This is a genomic window from Glacieibacterium frigidum (genome assembly GCF_007097155.1).
Classification (GTDB): Bacteria; Pseudomonadota; Alphaproteobacteria; order Sphingomonadales; family Sphingomonadaceae; genus Glacieibacterium; species Glacieibacterium frigidum.
The window spans coordinates 491557-509289 of the sequence record NZ_VJWA01000001.1 but is presented as its reverse complement, the minus strand read 5'-3'; the positions used below and the strand labels follow the sequence as shown (position 1 = coordinate 509289).

Sequence of the window (17733 nt, the reverse complement as noted above, 5' to 3'; positions counted from 1 at the left end):
GCCTGCGCATCCACCGCGCCCGTGACTTCGCCGCCGCCAGCCGGTAGAGCGGCCCCAACAATCATTCCTGGGGACCAGGCTCTCATGAGCGACACGGCACCGACCAACGACCTCGGCCTCGACGGCTTCGAATTCGTCGAATTCACCGGCCCCGACCCCGATGCACTCGCCGCGCTGTTCGTCGCGATGGGCTTCACGCATGTCGCGACGCACCGCTCGAAGCCCGTGCGCCGCTATGCGCAGGGTGGCATCAATTTCCTGCTCAACATGGATACGGAAGGCCAGGCGGCGGCGTTCCGCAACGCGCACGGCCCGTCGGCCAATGCGATGGCGTTCCGCGTCGCCGATGCGCGCACCGCGTTCGGACTAGCGGTCGAGCGCGGTGCGACCCCCGTCACCGGCCCGGTCGGCCCGATGGAGCTCAACATCCCGGCGATCGAGGGCATCGGCGGGTCGAACCTCTATCTCGTCGACCGCGCCGGCGAGCATGAAATCTACGACATCGATTTCCGCCCGGTGCCGGGTGCCGGCGTCGACGACAACTCGGTCGGGCTGCACACGCTCGACCATCTGACGCACAACGTGAACCGCGGGCGCATGGCGCACTGGGCCGAGTTCTACGAGCGCATCTTCAACTTCCGCCAGATCCGCTATTTCGACATCGAGGGCCAGTCGACGGGCCTGTTCTCCAAGGCGATGACCGCCCCCGACGACAAGATCCGCATCCCGCTCAACGAAAGCCAGGACGAGCACAGCCAGATCGAGGAGTTCCTGCGCAGCTACAACGGCGAGGGCATCCAGCACCTCGCACTCGCCACCGACGACATCTTCGCCACCGTCGACGCACTGCGCGCCAACGGCGTGCGCTTCCAGGACTCGCCCGAGACCTATTTCGACCTGATCGACAAGCGCCTGCCCGGCCACGGCCATTCGGTCGAGGAGATGCGCAAGCGCCGCATCCTGATCGACGGCGCCCCCGAGACCGGCGGCGGCCTGCTCCTCCAGATCTTCACTGAGAACATGGTCGGGCCGATCTTTTTCGAGATCATCCAGCGCAAGGGCAACGACGGTTTCGGCGAGGGCAATTTCAAGGCGCTGTTCGAAAGCCTCGAGCTCGACCAGTTGCGCCGCGGGGTCATCCCGGGGAAAGTCGAGGCGTGACCGACGCGCCGTCGCCCCGGACGCCGGTCAAGAGCAAGCGCTTCATCGCCCAACTCCGCGAGCAGATGGCGCGCGATGGGGAAAGGTCTGAGCGCTTCGACACCAGTTTGCTGGAGCGACGGCTGGCCGGAGAGGCGGGAAGACTGGCCAGCCACTACCAATCGGGCTTCGGTAACAGCTTCGAGACCGAAGCGGTCCCCGGTGCGCTGCCGATCGGGCGCAACTCGCCGCAGCGCCCCGCTTTCGGCCTCTATGCCGAACAGCTGAGCGGCTCCGCTTTCACCGCGCCGCGGCACGAGAACCGGCGGTCATGGCTGTACCGGCTGCGGCCAAGCGCCGGGCATTCACCCTTCGTGTTGGCAGCGGATCGTTCATCCGACTTCCGGGAGCCGGTCTCCCCGAACCGCCTGCGTTGGTCGCCGCGTACCGTGCCGGTCGACCCCGACGAGCTGCAGGATTTCCACGACTCGGCTATTCCGATGCTGTGGAACGGCGACCCGGAAGCACTGACGGGCGTCATGGTCGCGACCTATTCCGCGACCTGCAACATGGGTGCCCGTGCCTATTTCAACAGCGACGGCGAGACGTTGATCATTCCCCAGGCCGGGCGGCTGCTGATCACGACCGAACTGGGCCGGATCGCACTGGAGCCGCTGGAGGTCGCCTTGATCCCGCGCGGGCTGCGCTACAAGGTCAACCTGCCTGACGGCTCCGCCTGCGGTTATCTCGTCGAGAACAGGGGCGCGCCGTTCCGCCTCCCCGAACTCGGCCCGCTGGGTGCGAACGGACTAGCGGCGGCGCGCGACTTCCTGACGCCCGTCGCGTGGTTCGAAGATTGGGATCAGCCGCACGAACTGTTCCAGAAATTCGGCGGCAAGCTGTGGACGACGACGCTCGACCACTCGCCGTTCGACGTCGTCGCGTGGCACGGCAATCTCGCGCCCTGCAAGTACGACCTGCGGCGGTTCAACGCGATGGGAACGGTCAGTTTCGACCATCCCGATCCGTCGATCTACACCGTGCTGACCAGCCCGTCGGAGACGCCCGGCCGCGCCAATGCCGATTTCGTCATCTTCCCGCCGCGCTGGCTGGTCGGCGAGGACACATTTCGCCCGCCGTGGTTCCACCGTAACCTGATGTCGGAGGCGATGGGGCTGATCGCCGGCGCCTACGACGCCAAGGCCGACGGTTTCGCGCCCGGCGCGCTCAGCTTGCACAATATGCTGAACGCCCACGGCCCCGACGTTGCGACTTGGCAGGCGGCGAGCGACGCTGTGCTCAAGCCCCACAAGGTCAACGGTACGATGGCGTTCATGGTCGAAAGCTGCTGGCCGTTCCGCCCGACCGCCCACGCCGCCGCGACCGCCCAGCCCGATTACGACGCCGCGTGGAGCGGCTTTCCGAAAGCCCGATTGCCATGAAGCTTGCGTCACTGAAGCACGGCCGCGACGGGCGGCTTGTCGTCGTGTCGGACGATCTGGCGTGGTGCGCCGCGCCGCCGCCGATGTGGCCGACGCTGCAGGCGGCGCTCGACGACTGGGCGCATGCCGAGCCGATCCTGCGCGGGGTCGCCGAGAGCCTGGCGCACGACGCGGTGCCGCACGCGCGCTTCCACGAGCGCGACGCCGCTTCCCCGCTGCCGCGCGCCTATCAATGGGCGGACGGGTCGGCGTACGTGAACCACGTCGCGCTGGTGCGCCAGGCGCGCGGCGTCGCGATGCCCGACAGCTTCTGGACTGAGCCGCTGATGTACCAGGGCGGCAGCGACGGCTTTCTCGGCCCCCGCGACCCGATCCCGCTCGGCGATCCGGCGTGGGGTTGCGACCTGGAAGCGGAGGTCGTCGTCGTCACCGGCGACGTGCCGTACGGGGCGTCGCGCGACGAGGCGCTCGCCAGCATCCGCCTGATCGGCCTGACCAACGACGTCAGCTTGCGCAACCTGATCCCCGGCGAACTGGCGAAGGGCTTCGGCTTCTTCCAGTCTAAGCCCGCGAGCGCGATGTCGCCGGTGTTCGTCACCCCTGACGCGCTAGGCGACCGCTGGCGGGACGGCAAGCTGCACGGGGCGCTGCGGGTCGACCTCAACGGCCAGCCGTTCGGGCGAGCCGACGCCGGGCTCGACATGACGTTCGACTTCGGAACGCTGATCGCCCATGCCGCGAAGACCCGCGCGCTCGGTGCGGGGACGATCGTCGGGTCGGGGACGGTGTCGAACCTGGGTGCAGACGGTGGCCCGGGGCGCGCCATCGCCAACGGCGGCGTCGGCTATTCGTGCCTCGCGGAACTGCGCACCGTCGAGACGATCGTCGGCGGTGCAGCGGTCACGCCCTTCCTGCAGGACGGCGACACTGTGCGCATCGAGATGCACGGCGACGACGGCCACTCGATCTTCGGCGCGATCAAGCAGCGCGTCGCCGTCATCCGCTAGGGCTACTTCGCCTTCTGGAACAGCACCTCGCCGCGGCGCGAGACGTACAGCTTCTCGAGCGTGATCGGGTCGAAATAGGCCTCGACGCGGTCGCCCTCGGGGGTCGTGCCATAGACTTCGTAGCAGCCGCCATCGACCTTGGCCTTGCGGACCTTCCACCCGTCCTTGATGATCGTGTCGGTCAGCTTGGCGATCGACTGCCACTTCGCCTTGTCGCCCTGGCAGGTCATGACACCGGTGGCAGACGCGGGAACCGCGACGGCGGCGGCGAGGCTGAGCGCGAGGGCCGAGATGATAAGTTTCATGCGAATCTCCTTTGGCTGGGAAGAAAGCGCGTCGCTTCGAGCAACGCGAGCGGGACGAAGTGTAAAAGCGCGGACGTGAGGCCGTCGTGAACGAAAACCCAATGCAGCAGGGTCAGCAGCGCGGCGGGATAGGCGAGCCTTTGCAGCGGCTTCCAGCTGCGCCCCAGCGCCCGCACCGCCGCCTGATTGCTGGTCAGCGCGAGCGGCAGCATGAGCAGCAGCGCGAGCCAGCCAGTCCAGATGCCGCGCGCGCCGAGTTCGGCGAGCATGTCGTCGAGGCTGCCCATCGCGATCACGTAGAAAACCAGGTGCAGCAGGCCGTAGCCGAACGCCGCGACGCCGATCGCGCGGCGGTAGCGGATCAGGCCGCGCCAGCGCGGCACCAGCCGGACCAGCGGCGTCACCACCAGCGCCGCGATCAGCAGCCGCGCCGACAACTCGCCGGTCGGATGGAGCAGCGCCTCGAGGTCGGCATCGGGCTGCACCGCCGCCACGGCCCACCACAGCGCGGGCAGCGCGAGCAAAACCCAGAGAAGCGACTTCGGCACCACCGCTCGCCTAGCCTTGATGCGAACGACTTGCAACACAGCACCGCTTGCGGCGCGGCGCTTCGCCGCTAGGGTGCGCGGCGACAATGTGGATCCTTCACCAATACCCCCTGTGCCCGTTCAGCCGCAAAATCCGCTTCCAGTGCGCGGAGAAGGGCGTCGCGGTCGAGTGCGTGCGCGAGCACCCGTGGGAGCGGCGCGATGCCTTCCTGCTGCTCAATCCTGCCGGGCAGACGCCGGTGTTCGTGCAGGGCGCGGTGACGCTCAGCGATTCGACCGCCATCGCCGAGTATCTGGAGGAGACCGTCGAGCGCACGCCGCTGTACGGGGCCGGGGCCGAGGCGCGCGCCGAGACGCGACGGATGTGCGCGTGGGTCGACCAGAAATTCTATTCGGAAGTCGTCGTGCCGCTGCTCGCCGAGCGGATGTTCAAGCGCCTCGTGACCCGCGGCCAGCCCGACGCCGCGACGATCCGCGGCGCCCAGCGCGCGGCGGAGGGGCACCTCGACTATCTCGACTATCTGCTCGAACACCGCCGCTGGCTGTCGGGCCCGGCATTCGGGCTGGCCGACGTGGCGGCGGCGGCGCAGGTGTCGGTGGCGGACTACCTCGGCGGCATCGACTGGGACGGGCACGAGGAAACGCGCACCTGGTATTCGGCGATCAAGTCACGCCCGACGTTCCGCCCGCTGCTCGCCGAGCGGATGGAGGGCCTGCCGCCGCCTGCGCACTACGATAAACTCGATTTCTAACCCTACGATCGCCCGGTTAAGGGCAACCCCATGACCCCCGCCGCCCTCCGCACTGCGCTCGAAGCGCGCGCGCACGCGCTCGGCTTCGCGGCGTTCGGCGTCGCTCCCGCCACCGCCGCCCCGCTGGCCGGCGCGCGGCTGCGCCAGTGGCTTAGCGAGGGCCGCCACGGCGACATGATCTGGATGGCCGACACCGCCGACCGGCGTGCCTCGCCGCAGGGCCTATGGCCCGAGGTGCGGTCGGTGGTCATGCTCGGCACCAGCTACGCCCCGGCGCTCGACCCGCTGCGCCATGCCGGGAACCCCGACACCGGTGTCATCTCGGTCTACGCGCAGGGCAAGGATTACCACGACACGATCAAGGGCCGGCTGAAGCAGCTTGGCAACTGGCTGGGGTCGACGGGCAACGACCTGAAGGTGTTCGTCGATACCGCGCCGGTGATGGAAAAGCCGCTCGCCGAAGCCGCGGGCCTCGGCTGGCAGGGCAAGCACACGAACCTCGTCAGTCGCGCGCACGGGTCGTGGCTGTTCCTGGGGTCGATCTACACGACCGCCGAACTGCCCTATGATGCGGTACACCGCGACCTGTGCGGGTCGTGCGACCGGTGCCAGCGCGCCTGCCCGACCGACGCCTTCCCCGCGCCGTACCGCCTCGATGCGCGGCGCTGCATTTCCTACCTGACGATCGAGCACAAGGGGCCGATCCCGGTCGAGTTCCGCGCGGCCATCGGCAACCGCATCTACGGCTGCGACGACTGCCTCGCGGTCTGCCCGTGGAACCGCTTCGCGCAGGCCAGCGCCGACTTGGCGTTCGCAGCCCGGCCCGACCTCGCCGCGCCGTCGCTGGCGGAGCTACTGGCGCTCGATGACACCGGTTTCCGCGCGCGCTTCGCGGGCTCGCCGGTCAAGCGCATCGGCCGGGGGCGCTTCGTGCGGAACGTGTGCATCGCGGCGGGGAATAGCGGGGATGCGGCCTTGCTACCGGTGCTGGTCGGGCTGGCGGAAGATGGGGACGCGGTGGTCGCCGAGGCGGCCGCCTGGGCAACCACTCAAATTCGCGCCTAGTGTCAGCGCAGCTCCGGCGCCCCGACCTGCTCGTCGAGGAACTGCTCGTCGAGCCGCGGCGGATCGGGCTCGACGGTCGCGGGGGGCACCTCGCCGCCATCGCCCGCGGTCAGCTCCTCGGTGCCCGGGTCGATGCCATAGACCTGGTCGTCGGGCTCGAGACCGAAGCCGCCGCCGGTGTCGACCTCGGTGGTGAGCGGCGACGGCGGGGTGCCGCCGACCGCACGCGCCATGTACGCCGCAAACGCCCGCGCCGGTGCCCGGCCGCCCTGCAGGCCCGGCACGGCCTTCGCATCGTCGCGGCCCATCCACACGCCGGTCGTCAGCTCGGGCGTGAAGCCCAGAAACCAGCCATCCTTGTTGCTGCTCGTCGTGCCCGTCTTGCCCGCCAGCGGCCGGCCGATCTGCGCGGCGCGACCCGTGCCGGTCTCGACTGCCGCCTGCAGCAGCTTGGTCATGTTCGCCGCAACGTACGGCGCGACCAGCACGCGCGGGGTCGCCGCCTCGCGCTCGTACAGCACGCGTCCCGACGCGGTGGCGATGCGCGTCACGGCATAGGGGCGCACCTCGGCGCCGTTGTTGGCGATCGCCGCATAGGCCGCGGTCATCTCGAGCACCGTAGCCTCGGACGTGCCGAGCACCATCGCCGGGCGGCGGTCGATCGGCGTAGTGATGCCGAAGCGCCGCGCCACATCCGCCACGGTGTCGAACCCGACACGGTTGCCGAGTGCGGCCGCGACGGTGTTGATCGACAGCGCGAACGCCTGGGTGACGCTGACCTCCCCGGCGTTGCCGCGGCTGTTGTTGCGCGGGCTCCAGCCCTCGAAAGTCACCGGCTCGTCGACGACGCGGTCGTCGGGGGTCAGCCCGTCTTCGAGCGCCGCGAGATAGACGAACAGCTTCCACGACGATCCCGGCTGGCGTCGCGCCACGACCGCGCGGTTGTAGTTCGACGCCACGTAATCGCGGCCGCCGACCATCGCCCGCACCGCGCCGTCGCGCGCCAGCGCTACCAGCGCACCCTGCGCGCCCTTCGGCGTCTCGGCGCGCATCGCGGCCTCGGCGGCCTGCTGCCCCTTGGGGTCGAGCGTCGTCGTGACGAGCAGCGGCTCGACGGTCTCGTCGGTCAGGCCTTCGACCTCACCCAGCGCCCAGTCGGTGAAATAGCGCACCCCCGACTGCGGCGCCTGGGCGGCGAAGCGCAGGCCGTCGAGGTTCGCCGCGCTCGCCTCGCCGGGCAGGATCGCACCGGTATCGGCCATCGTCGCGATGACGATCCGCGCACGCTGCTTGGCCCGCGCCGGGTCGGCGGAGGGCGCGTAGCGGCTGGGCGCCTTGACGAGCCCGGCGATTACCGACGCCTCCTCGAGACTGAGGGTGCGCGCGCTATGACCGAAGAACTTGCGGCTCGCGGCATCGACGCCGTACGCGCCGCCGCCGAAATAGACGCGGTTGAGATACAGCTCGAGGATCGCCTGCTTGGTGAACTTGCGCTCGATCGCCAGCGCCAGCACGATCTCGCGGATCTTGCGGCCGTAATCCTTGTTCGAGGTCAGGAAGATGTTGCGCGCCAGCTGCTGCGTGATCGTCGATGCGCCCTGCACCTTGGCACCGCCGGCGCGCACGACCGCGACCCCGGCGCGCGCCATGCCCCACGGGTCGATGCCCGGGTGCGCGAAGAAGCGCCGGTCCTCGACCGACACCATCGCGTCGACCATCGGCTTCGGGATCGCATTGAAGTTGAGCCACTGGCCGTAGCTGGGGCCGAGCGTCACCAGCCGCGTGCCGTCTGCGCCGCGCAGCTCGACCGACTGGCCGTTCGGCGAGCGCATCAGCTCGTCGAAACCGGGCAGCGAGGCGAGCGCGACCATGACCGCAATGCCGAGCGTCAGCACACCGGCGAGGAACAGCCCGCCCATCACCTTCGCGATCGTGGCGAACGGGTTGGGCCGGGCGGCGGGCGGGGAACGGCGGGGGCGCGGGGGCATGGGACGCGCGTGCGTTAGGCGCGTTCGATTGCGCCCGCAAGCCGTATTAGGCGGGTCATACGACCCCGCAGCCCACGCAGCCCGGGTCCTTGGGCAGCGTCAGCGTCCGCATCCGCGCCGACAGCGCGTCGTAGAGCAGCAACCGGCCCGCGAGGCTGTCGCCGAAACCGACGATCTCGCGGATCACCTCGAGCGCCTGCAGCGCCCCCATGATCCCCGTCAGCGCGCCGATGACACCGGTGTCGGCGCAGCTGTCGCCCGCGCGGTCGGCGGCCGCACCGACGAGGCAGCGGTAGCACGGCCTGTCCCCCTCCCAGCCGCGGAAGGTGCCCAGCTGACCGTCGAACGGCCCTACCGCTGCCGACACCAGCGGAATGCGCAAGGCGTGCGCCGCGTCGGCGACCGCGAGGCGGGTGGCGAAACTGTCGGACCCGTCGGCGACGACGTCGTGCCCGGCGAGCAGTTCGCGCGCGTTCTCGGCGGTCAGGCGGACGGCGTGGGTCGCGACCTCGACGTGGGGATTGAGCCGCGCCAGCGCGTCCGCCGCGCCGTCGGTCTTGGTCCGTCCGACGTCGGCGGTTCCGAATAGGACCTGCCGCTGCAGGTTGGACAGCGAGACCCGGTCGTCGTCGATGATCGTCAGCCGCCCGACGCCTGCGGCAGCGAGATACATCAGGCATGGGCTGCCCAGCCCGCCCGCGCCGATGACGGCAACCGACGCCGCCTTGAGCTTCAGCTGCCCTGCCCCGCCGACCTCGCGCAGCACGATGTGGCGCGCGTAGCGGTCGAGTTCGTCGTCGGACAGGCTCACCCGCCCATCACCCCGTCGAGCCGAAGCCGCCGCTCCCCCGCGCCGTGTCGTCGAGGCTGTCGACCTCCTCGAAACGCCCGCGCGTCACCGGGGCAACAACCAGCTGCGCGATCCGCATGCCGCGCTCGATATGGACGGGACGCGGCCCGAGGTTGATCAGGATGACCTTGACCTCGCCGCGATAGTCGCTGTCGATCGTGCCCGGCGCGTTGGCGACGGTCAGCCCGTGCTTGAGCGCCAGGCCCGAGCGCGGGCGGACCTGGACCTCGTAGCCGTCGGGGATCGCGATGCTGAGGCCCGTCGGCACGCCTGCGCGGTCGCCCGGCGACAGGGTCAGCGTCTCCGCCGAAACGATGTCCATGCCCGCGGCACCCTCGGTCGCATATTCGGGCAGCGGCAGGTCGAGGGCGTGGCGCAGGCGGACGACGCGGATCGGCACTTCAGAGGGCATCGGCGATCCTTGCAGCGAGGCGCCGCGCGACCTCGGCCTTGGGCAGCGGCGGCCAGTCCTCGACCCCGCTGCCGGTGACGAGATGGACGAGGTTGGCGTCGCCGCCGAAGACATCGCCCGACACGTCGTTGGCGACGATCCAGTCGGCGTTCTTGCGCACCCGCTTGGCCTGAGCATGCTCGCGCGTCGTCTCGGTCTCGGCCGCAAAGCCGACGACGAGGCGCGGGCGGCGCGGACCCGGCGCGGCGATGCCCGCCAGTATGTCGGGGTTCTCGACGAGCGTCAGCGCAGGCGGCGCACCTTTCTTCTTGAGCTTCGCGCCCGCCGCCTCGACGCGCCAGTCGGCGACCGCGGCGACCATCACCGCGATGTCGGCGGGCAGCGCGGACTCCACCGCCGCCGCCATGTCGCGCGCGCTGACGACATCGACCCGGTCGCATCCGGCCGGCGTCGGCAGCGCGACGGGGCCGCTGACCAGCGTGACGCGGCAGCCGAGTGCGGCAAGCGCGCCGGCCACGGCATAGCCCTGCTTTCCCGACGAGCGGTTGGCGAGATAGCGCACGGGGTCGATCGCCTCGTGCGTCGGCCCTGCGGTGACGATCGCATGGCGGCCGGCCAGCCGCTGCGGCCCGGCCAGCGCCTGGGCGATCGCGGCGACGATCGCATCGACCGGCGGCAGGCGGCCGCGCCCGAACTCGCCGCACGCCATCACGCCCTCGTCGGGGTCGATGACCTGCACCCCGCGTGCGCGCAGCGTCGCGATGTTCGCGATGGTGGCCGGATGGTCCCACATCCGCACGTTCATCGCGGGCACCATCAGTACCGGCGTGTCGGTGGCGAGGAGCAGCGTCGTCGCGAGATCGTCGGCGATGCCGGCGGCGTGGCGCGCGATCAGGTCGGCGGTGGCGGGGCAGACGACGATCAGGTCGGCCGAGCGGCTGAGCGCGATATGGCCCATCGCGGCCTCGTTGGTCACGCTGAACAGCGCCTCGTGAACCTGCGCCTCGGCGAGTGCGGCGAGGCTGAGCGCGGTCACGAACTCGGCGCCGCCGCGCGTCAGCACGGGCGTGACCTCGCCGCCGGCGCGCCGCACCCCGCGCACGACGTCGAGCGCGCGATAGGCCGCGATGCCGCCGCCGACGATCAGCAGGATCCGTTTGCCGTGCACGCCCGGGACTTAGCGCCGCCGCCCGGCGCTGTCGATGGAGGCGGAACCGCCACTGGCCCCAAGGCGTAGCCGCCACTGGCATTGTAACATTCGGCAGTGCAGTAAGCGCGCGCCGCGCCCGTTTCGGAGAACCCATGACGCACGATTTCCACCCCACGTCGCTGCGCGAGTACGACATCCGCGGCATCATCGGCGAGACCCTGGGCGAGGCCGATGCCTATGCCATCGGGCGCAGCTTCGGGACGCGCATCGCGCGTGCCGGGGGCCGCAAGGTCGCGGTCGGCTATGACGGGCGGACCTCGTCGCCGGGGCTGGAGGCGAAGCTCGTCGAGGGGTTGAACGACAGCGGCGTCGATGCGGTACGGATCGGGCTGGGGCCGACGCCGATGCTGTATTTCGCGGTGCACGAGCTGGGCTGCGACGGCGGGGTGATGATCACCGGCAGCCATAACCCGCCGAACTACAACGGCTTCAAGATGATGCTGGGCAACGGCCCGTTCTTCGGCGCCGACATCCAGGCGCTGGGCCGCACAGCTGCAGCGGGCGACTGGGAGAGCGGCGCGGGCGAGGCCAGCACCCACGAGATCATGGACCGGTACGTCGAGCGGCTGCTGCAGGGCTTTGCGCCGCCCGCCTACAAGATCGCCTGGGATTGCGGCAACGGCGTCGCCGGGCCAGTGGTCGAGAAGCTCGTCAAGCATCTGCCGGGCGAGCATCACCTGCTGTTCACCGACGTCGACGGCACTTTCCCCAACCACCACCCCGACCCGACCGACGAGGCGAACCTCGTCGACCTGAAGCGCGTCGTTGCTGAGAAGGGCTGCGACTTCGGCGTCGCCTTCGACGGCGACGGCGACCGCATCGGCGCGGTCGACGGCCAGGGCCGCGTGATCTGGGGCGACCAGCTGCTCTCGATCCTCGCGGCACCCGTGCTCAAGGCGCTGCCGGGAGCGGTCATCATCGGCGACGTCAAGGCGAGCCAGATGCTGTTCGACCGCATCGCCGAACTCGGCGGCACGCCGCTGATGTGGAAGACCGGTCACTCGCTGATCAAGGCCAAGATGAAGGAGGTCGGCAGTCCGCTGGCGGGCGAGATGTCGGGCCATGTCTTCTTCCAGCACGACTGGTACGGCTTCGACGACGGCATCTACGCCGCCGTCCGCCTGATCGGCGCAGTCAGCGAGATGGGCGGGTCGCTGACCGCACTCAAGGACTCGATGCCGGTAATGATCAACACGCCCGAGATGCGCTTCCAGTCGTCGGAAGACCGCAAGTTCGTCGTCGTCGAGGAGGTGCTGGCGCGCCTCGAGGCGAGCGGCGCCAAGGTTGACCGTACCGACGGGGCGCGGGTCAACACGCCCGACGGCTGGTGGCTGCTGCGCGCGTCGAACACGCAGGACGTGCTGGTGGCGCGCGCCGAGGCAGTCAGCGAAGCGTCACTCGAGCGGCTGATGACGGCGCTCAACGGCGAGCTGGCGGCGAGCGGAGTCGAGCCCGTCGTCGTCGGACATTAGCGGGACAATTATTTTGCTGCGGTGCAGCATCGGACTTGCAATCGTCACGATCCGGGCTTATTGTGCAGTGCAGCATGAGCCCGGAGACACGCATGGCAGATAATCGCAAACCGCGAAACCAGGCCGCTCCGGCAGCCGGGCCCGCAATCGCTCCCGCGATTGCGCGGAGCAAGCCCAAGGCGCCGAAGTTCGTGCCGCCGATGGCCGACTTGCCGCCGGTGCTGGCCGCCGAGTCTGTCGTAGCCGCGGTCGTGGCCGAGCCGGTTGCTGCCGTCGCAGCCACGCCCGAGCCCGTCGCGCCCACGCCAGCCCCTGCTGCGCCGACTCCCGAGCCGATCGCAGTTGCGCCCCAGCCGGTCGCTCCCGAGCCTGTCATCACCACCGAAGCACCCGTCCTCACCCCCGAACCCAAGAAGGTATTTTCCATGAACGAGACCATGACCAACATGCAGAACGGCGCCGCCGACGCGATCAAGAACGGCACCGAGAACGCCATGTCGCAGGGCAAGGCCACCCTCGAGCAGATGACCGCCAAGTCAAAGGAAGCCATCGAGACCGGCATGAAGTCGCTCGACGAGATGACGGCGATGGCACGCGGCAACGTCGAGGCGCTGCTCGCGTCGACCAAGGCGGCCACCACAGGCCTCGAGTCGATCGCCCATCAGGTCGCCGACTTCAGCCGCAAGAGCTTCGAGGAGACGACCGCCGCCGCCCGCGCGATGACGACCGTCAAGACCCCGAACGAGCTGATGCAGCTGCAGAACGACTTCGCCAAGACGCAGTTCGACGCGGCGATCAGCGAGATGTCGAAGCTGTCAGAGACGCTGGTCAAGCTCGCCGGCGAAGTCTTCGAGCCGGTCCAGAACCGCGTTGCGGTCGCCACCGACAAGCTGAAGACGGCTGCTGCCACCACCTTCAATCGTTAATTCGAGACGAGGTTCGAAGGGGGGGCGGGACGCAAGTCCCGGCCCCCTTTCTGCGTCAGGACCGCAGCGCCTCAATCGGGCTGAGCTTCGCGGCGCGGGTCGCCGGGTACCAGCCGAAGAAGATGCCGATCGACGCCGACACCGCGAAGGCGACGACCACCGCGAACAGCGTCACCGACGTGTCGAACCCGATCGCCCCGCTCGCCGCGGTCGCGCCCAGCGTGCCGAGCCCCACGCCGATCGAGCAACCGAGCAGCGACAGCATCAGCGCCTCAAGCAAGAACTGCAGGCGAATGGCCGACCGCGGCGCGCCGATCGCCATGCGGATGCCGATTTCGCGCGTCCGCTCGGTCACCGACACCAGCATGATGTTCATAATGCCGATGCCGCCGACCACCAGGCTGATCGACCCGATGGCCGCGAGCAGCGCCGAGATCGCCGCGGTCGTCGTCGACAAAGTGTCGGTCACCGCGGTCAGGTTGGTCACGCTGAAATCGTCCGCGGCGTTACGGTCGAGCTTGTGCGCGCGGCGCAGCGTCTGGGTGATCGCTTCCTCGGTCGAATCGAGGTTCTCGGCACTGTCGACCGCGACCGACACCGACCGGATCGAGCGGCGGAAGAAGTTGCCCTGCAGCTGACGCAGCGCGGTGGTCAGCGGCACGACGATCAGGTCGTCGCGGTCCATGCCGCCGAACCCCTGCCCGCGCTTCGACATGATTCCGATGACGGTGAAGCTGGTGCCCTTGATGCGCACCGACTGGCCCATCGGGTCGTTGGCGCCGAACAAATTGTCGGCGACCGTCTGGCCGATCAGCGCGACGCGCGCCGCGGCCCGCTCCTCCATGTCCGAGAAAGTGCGCCCGTCGGCGGGGCGCCAGTCCTGTACGGTGAACCACGCAGGGGGCGCGCCGGTCACCGTCGTCGCCCAGTTGGCCGGCCCGGCGACGACCTGCGCGGGGATGTTGGCGGTCGGCGCGACCGCGACGACATGCTCCAGCCGCGCGATCTTGTCGGCGTCGTCGAGGCGCAGCGTTGCGCCGGTCCCCGCCCCCCCCATGAAGCCGCCCTGCCGACCCGAGCCTGCCGTGACGATCAGCATGTTCGAGCCGAGCCCGGCGATCGAGTCCGCCACCTGCTTCTGCACGCCGCCGCCGATGGCGAGCATCAGGATCACCGCGGCGACGCCGATGATCATGCCGAGCATCGTCAGCGCCGAGCGTAGCCGGTTGGCGATCAGCGCGCCCCAGGCCTCGGCGAGCATCGCGCTGATCATGCGATACCCTCAGGCGCATGCCCGTACAGCGCGTCCTCGGTCGGCGGGCCGTCGTAGAACACCAGCCCGTCCTGGATGCGCACGACGCGGTCGGTCGCTCGCGCCACTTCGGGATCGTGGGTCACCAGCACGACCGTCACGCCACGCTCGCGGTTGAGCGTCTTGAACAGGCCGAGCACCTCGGCGCCGGTCTTTGTGTCGAGCGCGCCGGTCGGTTCGTCGGCGAGCAGCAGGTCGGGATCGTTCGCCAGCGCGCGCGCCACCGCGACACGCTGCTGCTGACCGCCCGACAGCTGCGACGGACGCGAGCGCGGCTTGTCGCCCAACCCGACACTGGTCAACAGCTCCTGCGCCCGCGTCTCGCGCGCCTTCCGGTCGAACCCGGCATAGACGAGCGGCAGCGCGACATTGCCCAGCGCGGTCAGGCGCGGCAGCAGGTTGAACTGCTGGAAGATGAAGCCGATGCCCTTGTTGCGCAGCTTCGCGAGCGCGGTCTCGCCCAGCGTCGCGGTGTCCTGCCCCTCGAAGCGGTAGACCCCGTCGCTCGCCGAATCGAGGCAGCCGATGACGTTCATCAGCGTCGACTTGCCCGAGCCCGATGGCCCCATGATCGACATCAGCTCGCCGCGCTGCACGTCCATGCTGACGCCGTGCAGCGCGCGGAAGGTCCCCGCCTCGCTGGCATAGTCTTTGATGACGTTCTGCAGCGACAGGACGGGGACGCTCATCTGCTGCTACCGCGTCCACCGCCGCCGCTGTTGCCGCCGGTGCCCGGGGGACCGAAGCCGCCGCCCTTCTTGTCCTTCGATGTATCGCCGACGATGACCTTGTCACCGGCCTTGAGCGCGCCCGACACGACCTGGGTATTGTCCTGGTCCGACGCGCCGATCTTGATGCGCACCGGGACCGGTGCCGCATCGCGCAGCACGAAGACGGTCAGCATCGACGGATCGTTCGGAACACGCTTCTGTCCGGCACCGGTGCGGCGCGGCGGCGTGTAGTCGGCGGGCTTCCAGCTGAGCGCCGCATTGGGCAGCAGCACGGCATTCTCAAAGTTCGAAATCAGGAAGGACGCATTGGCGGTCATGCCCGGCAGCAACGCGCCGTCGGGGTTCGCGACCCCGACGATGACGGTGTAGGTCACGACATTCTGCTGCGACGTCGGGTTGAGGCGGATCTGGCGGACGAAACCTTCGAAGTTGCGCGTGCCGTACGCATCGACGGTGAAGTTGACCTTCTGCCCGACACGCACCTTCGACACATCGGCCTCTGCGACCGCCGCCTCGATCTGCATCTGGGTCAGGTCGCGCGCGATCCTGAACAGCTCGGGCGTGCTGAACGACGCTGCCACCGTCTGGCCGAGATCGACCGAGCGCGCGATCACCGCGCCCGATACCGGGGAGCGGATCACGGTGTAGCCGAGGTTGGTGCGGTCCTGCTTGATCTGCGCCTGCGCCGCCTGCACCTGCGCAGCGCTCGACTGGGCGCTCGCCAGCGCGGTCTCATATTCCTGACGGCTGATATACTGCTGCTTGAACAGCTGCGCCGAGCGGCGCGCATTGGCGCTCTGCAATGCCGCGGTGGCGCGGACGTTCGCCAGCGCGGCCTCGCTGGCCGCCAGCCGCGCGGCATAGACCGACGGGTCGAGCTCGAGGAGCAGCTGCCCCTCCTTCACCTTGTCGTTGAAGTCGACGTAGAGCTTGGCGACCGTTCCCGACACCTGCGTGCCGACGCTGACGACCCGCACGGGGTTCAGGATGCCGTTGGCGGTGATCACCTCGCTCAGGTCGCCGCGCGTGACTTCGGCGGTCTTGTATTGCGACCCCGGCGCGGGGGCGTTGGCACGGCTGTAGAAATACCAGCCGACCGCGGCCGCGATGACGAGCGCGAGCAGAATCCAGCGCTTCTTGATCCGCTTCATCGACCCGTCCTCATTGCATCGACCTCGGCGCCGATCCCGCCGATGGCGCGCGCCAGCTGTGCCTGCCGGGTGCGCACGTCGAATTCGGCCTGCACCAGCTGCTGCCGCGCGCTCGCCAGCTGGCTCTGCGCATTGAGCAGATCGGTGAACGTCCCGACGCCCGCCTTGTAGCGTCCCTGCGCGATATCGGCGGCGGCGACACTGCTCTCGATCAGGATACGCGCCGTCGCGAGGCTGCGGATCGCGGTGTCGAGCGCAGTATGGTTGGTGAAGACGTCGAGCCCCGCTTGCTGACGCACCTGCTCGGTGACGGCGGCGGCGCGGTCGCGCTCGGCCTCGGCCTGCGTCACCGCATAGCGCCGCGATCCGCCGTTGAAGAGCGGGATGTTGAGCGACAGGCCGATGCTGGCCGAGTTGCGGTCGTTCGAGCCGCCGAGCGCGCTGACGCTGTTGCTGCCGTTGGCGCTGACCGACGGCCGCGCGTCCGACCGTGCCGCGCGGACCTGTGCGGCGGCGGCGTCGAGCTGCGCGCGCTGCGACAGGATATCGGGACGCAGCCGCTCGGCCTCGGCGATCAGCGCGTCGACATCGCCGGTCAGCCGCGTCGTCGCGGGGAGCGCCGGAGGCGCAGCGAGCGCAAGACGCGTCGAGGGTGGCAGGCTGACGACGGTCGCGAGCTGCCCCTGGCTGGTGCGCAGGTCGCCCTCGGCCTGGGTCAGCGTGAGCTCGGCCTGCGCCAACGAACTGCGCGCCTGCAGACGGTCGGAGGGGGTGGCGACCCCTGCGATCTCGCGCGCCCGGGCGGTGTCGAACGAGGAGCGCGCGAACTCGACGCTGGCACGCGCCGCGGTAACCGACGCGACGCCTGCGGTCACTGCGTTGAAGGCGGTGACGGTGTCGAGGGCGACCCCCTGCGCGGTGTCGGCGAAGCTGGCGAGTGCCGCGGCCTGGCTGGCGCGCGCGCTGTCGATCCGCGCGCGGCGCCCGCCGAAATCGAAGATCAGATAGTCGAGCGCGAGGCTGGCCGTGGCACCGAAATCGGTGCCGCCGCCCGTCGTCGTGAAGGTCTGGCCGCCGCTGCTGAAACTGTCGTTCCGGAAGAAGTCGGTGCGGCTCAGTGTCGGCCCGACGCTGACCGTCGCGGTCGGCAGGTTGGCGGCGCGCGCGATGCCGACGCCCGCCGCGGCACTGCGCACGCTTGCCCAGGCCGCGGCGGTCGCGGGATTGCGGCACAGCGCGAGGTCGACGAGATCGGGCAAGGCCAGTGGCCCGGCGGGTACGGCATTGCCGCACGCCGGGCCGTTGGTGACGCGCGGCCGCTCGGTCGGGATCAGCCCGCGCGGGTCGGGGTTCGCGGCGAACGCCGGCCCGGCAAGCAGACTGGCGATGAGCAACAGGCGGGCGGGCATCGATACTCGTTTA

The 17733-nt window shown here is 69.7% G+C and carries 17 protein-coding genes; 7 read left to right on the top strand and 10 right to left on the bottom strand.

The features are described 5' to 3' along the window. Positions 1-84: 84 nt before the first annotated feature. Genes hppD through FMM06_RS02460 form a run of 3 tightly spaced genes read left to right on the top strand, consistent with a single transcriptional unit; the run spans position 85 to position 3589 of the window. Positions 85-1161, top strand: coding sequence for a 4-hydroxyphenylpyruvate dioxygenase (hppD, locus tag FMM06_RS02470; RefSeq protein WP_185965006.1), 1077 nt, complete (start codon positions 85-87; stop codon positions 1159-1161). After that, positions 1158-2582: a homogentisate 1,2-dioxygenase gene (gene hmgA / locus FMM06_RS02465; protein ID WP_235889026.1), complete on the top strand. Its 1425-nt coding sequence runs from the start codon at positions 1158-1160 to the stop codon at positions 2580-2582. The genes hppD and hmgA overlap by 4 nt, the downstream gene beginning before the upstream one ends. Continuing rightward, a complete protein-coding gene (locus FMM06_RS02460) occupies positions 2579-3589 on the top strand; it encodes a fumarylacetoacetate hydrolase family protein (protein WP_143554631.1) in 1011 nt (336 codons plus the stop codon). The genes hmgA and FMM06_RS02460 overlap by 4 nt, the downstream gene beginning before the upstream one ends. 2 nt (positions 3590-3591) lie before the next feature. On the opposite strand, the gene FMM06_RS02455 is transcribed toward FMM06_RS02460, so the two are convergent. Continuing rightward, complete coding sequence (locus FMM06_RS02455; RefSeq protein WP_143554630.1) at positions 3592-3894, bottom strand: PepSY domain-containing protein; 303 nt, start codon at positions 3892-3894, stop codon at positions 3592-3594. Then, complete coding sequence (locus FMM06_RS02450; RefSeq protein WP_207790224.1) at positions 3891-4442, bottom strand: ferric reductase-like transmembrane domain-containing protein; 552 nt, start codon at positions 4440-4442, stop codon at positions 3891-3893. The genes FMM06_RS02455 and FMM06_RS02450 overlap by 4 nt, the downstream gene beginning before the upstream one ends. An 86-nt stretch (positions 4443-4528) precedes the next feature. Between FMM06_RS02450 and FMM06_RS02445 the strand changes: the two genes are divergently transcribed. Further along, positions 4529-5194, top strand: coding sequence for a glutathione S-transferase family protein (locus tag FMM06_RS02445; RefSeq protein ID WP_143554629.1), 666 nt, complete (start codon positions 4529-4531; stop codon positions 5192-5194). Positions 5195-5224: 30 nt separating this feature from the next. Beyond that, positions 5225-6259: a tRNA epoxyqueuosine(34) reductase QueG gene (gene queG / locus FMM06_RS02440; RefSeq protein ID WP_143554628.1), complete on the top strand. Its 1035-nt coding sequence runs from the start codon at positions 5225-5227 to the stop codon at positions 6257-6259. Positions 6260-6261: 2 nt separating this feature from the next. On the opposite strand, the gene FMM06_RS02435 is transcribed toward queG, so the two are convergent. The 4 genes from FMM06_RS02435 to coaBC are packed head-to-tail and all read right to left on the bottom strand — an operon-like array spanning position 6262 to position 10677. Next, the gene (locus FMM06_RS02435; protein WP_143554627.1) at positions 6262-8247 is read right to left on the bottom strand and encodes a transglycosylase domain-containing protein; all 1986 of its coding nucleotides are present in this window, start codon (positions 8245-8247) and stop codon (positions 6262-6264) included. Between the two features lie 55 nt (positions 8248-8302). Then, positions 8303-9058, bottom strand: coding sequence for a HesA/MoeB/ThiF family protein (locus tag FMM06_RS02430; RefSeq protein ID WP_143554626.1), 756 nt, complete (start codon positions 9056-9058; stop codon positions 8303-8305). 7 nt (positions 9059-9065) lie between these two features. Next, the gene (gene dut, locus FMM06_RS02425) at positions 9066-9509 is read right to left on the bottom strand and encodes a dUTP diphosphatase (RefSeq protein WP_143554625.1); all 444 of its coding nucleotides are present in this window, start codon (positions 9507-9509) and stop codon (positions 9066-9068) included. Continuing rightward, complete coding sequence (gene coaBC / locus FMM06_RS02420) at positions 9499-10677, bottom strand: bifunctional phosphopantothenoylcysteine decarboxylase/phosphopantothenate--cysteine ligase CoaBC (RefSeq protein ID WP_143554624.1); 1179 nt, start codon at positions 10675-10677, stop codon at positions 9499-9501. Before coaBC ends, dut begins: the two co-directional genes overlap by 11 nt. Positions 10678-10811: 134 nt before the next feature. Here coaBC and pgmG point away from each other — a divergent pair, with 134 nt between their 5' ends. Both pgmG and FMM06_RS02410 read left to right on the top strand, forming a co-directional pair. Further along, positions 10812-12191: a phosphoglucomutase/phosphomannomutase PgmG gene (gene pgmG, locus FMM06_RS02415; RefSeq protein WP_143554623.1), complete on the top strand. Its 1380-nt coding sequence runs from the start codon at positions 10812-10814 to the stop codon at positions 12189-12191. 200 nt (positions 12192-12391) lie between these two features. Next, positions 12392-13117 (top strand): phasin family protein, encoded by a 726-nt coding sequence (locus FMM06_RS02410; protein ID WP_143554622.1) that lies wholly within the window; start codon positions 12392-12394, stop codon positions 13115-13117. A 55-nt stretch (positions 13118-13172) separates the two neighbouring features. On the opposite strand, the gene FMM06_RS02405 is transcribed toward FMM06_RS02410, so the two are convergent. Genes FMM06_RS02405 through FMM06_RS02390 form a run of 4 tightly spaced genes read right to left on the bottom strand, consistent with a single transcriptional unit; the run spans position 13173 to position 17720 of the window. Continuing rightward, positions 13173-14390 (bottom strand): ABC transporter permease, encoded by a 1218-nt coding sequence (locus tag FMM06_RS02405; protein ID WP_143554621.1) that lies wholly within the window; start codon positions 14388-14390, stop codon positions 13173-13175. Beyond that, positions 14387-15118, bottom strand: a complete 732-nt coding sequence (locus tag FMM06_RS02400) for an ABC transporter ATP-binding protein (RefSeq protein ID WP_143554620.1) — start codon at positions 15116-15118, stop codon at positions 14387-14389. Before FMM06_RS02400 ends, FMM06_RS02405 begins: the two co-directional genes overlap by 4 nt. Continuing rightward, positions 15115-16311 (bottom strand): efflux RND transporter periplasmic adaptor subunit, encoded by a 1197-nt coding sequence (locus tag FMM06_RS02395; RefSeq protein ID WP_143554619.1) that lies wholly within the window; start codon positions 16309-16311, stop codon positions 15115-15117. The genes FMM06_RS02400 and FMM06_RS02395 overlap by 4 nt, the downstream gene beginning before the upstream one ends. Beyond that, a complete protein-coding gene (locus FMM06_RS02390; RefSeq protein ID WP_143554618.1) occupies positions 16308-17720 on the bottom strand; it encodes a TolC family protein in 1413 nt (470 codons plus the stop codon). Before FMM06_RS02390 ends, FMM06_RS02395 begins: the two co-directional genes overlap by 4 nt. Positions 17721-17733: the final 13 nt, after the last annotated feature.

Coding starts and splice junctions, on each gene's coding strand:
- queG (WP_143554628.1), top strand. CDS start 5,225: ATGACCCCCGCCGCCCTCCGCACTGCGCTCGAAGCGCGCGCGCACGCG.
- FMM06_RS02390 (WP_143554618.1), bottom strand. CDS start 17,720: ATGCCCGCCCGCCTGTTGCTCATCGCCAGTCTGCTTGCCGGGCCGGCG.
- FMM06_RS02400 (WP_143554620.1), bottom strand. CDS start 15,118: ATGAGCGTCCCCGTCCTGTCGCTGCAGAACGTCATCAAAGACTATGCC.
- hppD (WP_185965006.1), top strand. CDS start 85: ATGAGCGACACGGCACCGACCAACGACCTCGGCCTCGACGGCTTCGAA.
- FMM06_RS02460 (WP_143554631.1), top strand. CDS start 2,579: ATGAAGCTTGCGTCACTGAAGCACGGCCGCGACGGGCGGCTTGTCGTC.
- FMM06_RS02435 (WP_143554627.1), bottom strand. CDS start 8,247: ATGCCCCCGCGCCCCCGCCGTTCCCCGCCCGCCGCCCGGCCCAACCCG.
- FMM06_RS02455 (WP_143554630.1), bottom strand. CDS start 3,894: ATGAAACTTATCATCTCGGCCCTCGCGCTCAGCCTCGCCGCCGCCGTC.
- FMM06_RS02405 (WP_143554621.1), bottom strand. CDS start 14,390: ATGATCAGCGCGATGCTCGCCGAGGCCTGGGGCGCGCTGATCGCCAAC.
- FMM06_RS02395 (WP_143554619.1), bottom strand. CDS start 16,311: ATGAAGCGGATCAAGAAGCGCTGGATTCTGCTCGCGCTCGTCATCGCG.
- pgmG (WP_143554623.1), top strand. CDS start 10,812: ATGACGCACGATTTCCACCCCACGTCGCTGCGCGAGTACGACATCCGC.
- FMM06_RS02410 (WP_143554622.1), top strand. CDS start 12,392: ATGGCCGACTTGCCGCCGGTGCTGGCCGCCGAGTCTGTCGTAGCCGCG.
- dut (WP_143554625.1), bottom strand. CDS start 9,509: ATGCCCTCTGAAGTGCCGATCCGCGTCGTCCGCCTGCGCCACGCCCTC.
- FMM06_RS02445 (WP_143554629.1), top strand. CDS start 4,529: ATGTGGATCCTTCACCAATACCCCCTGTGCCCGTTCAGCCGCAAAATC.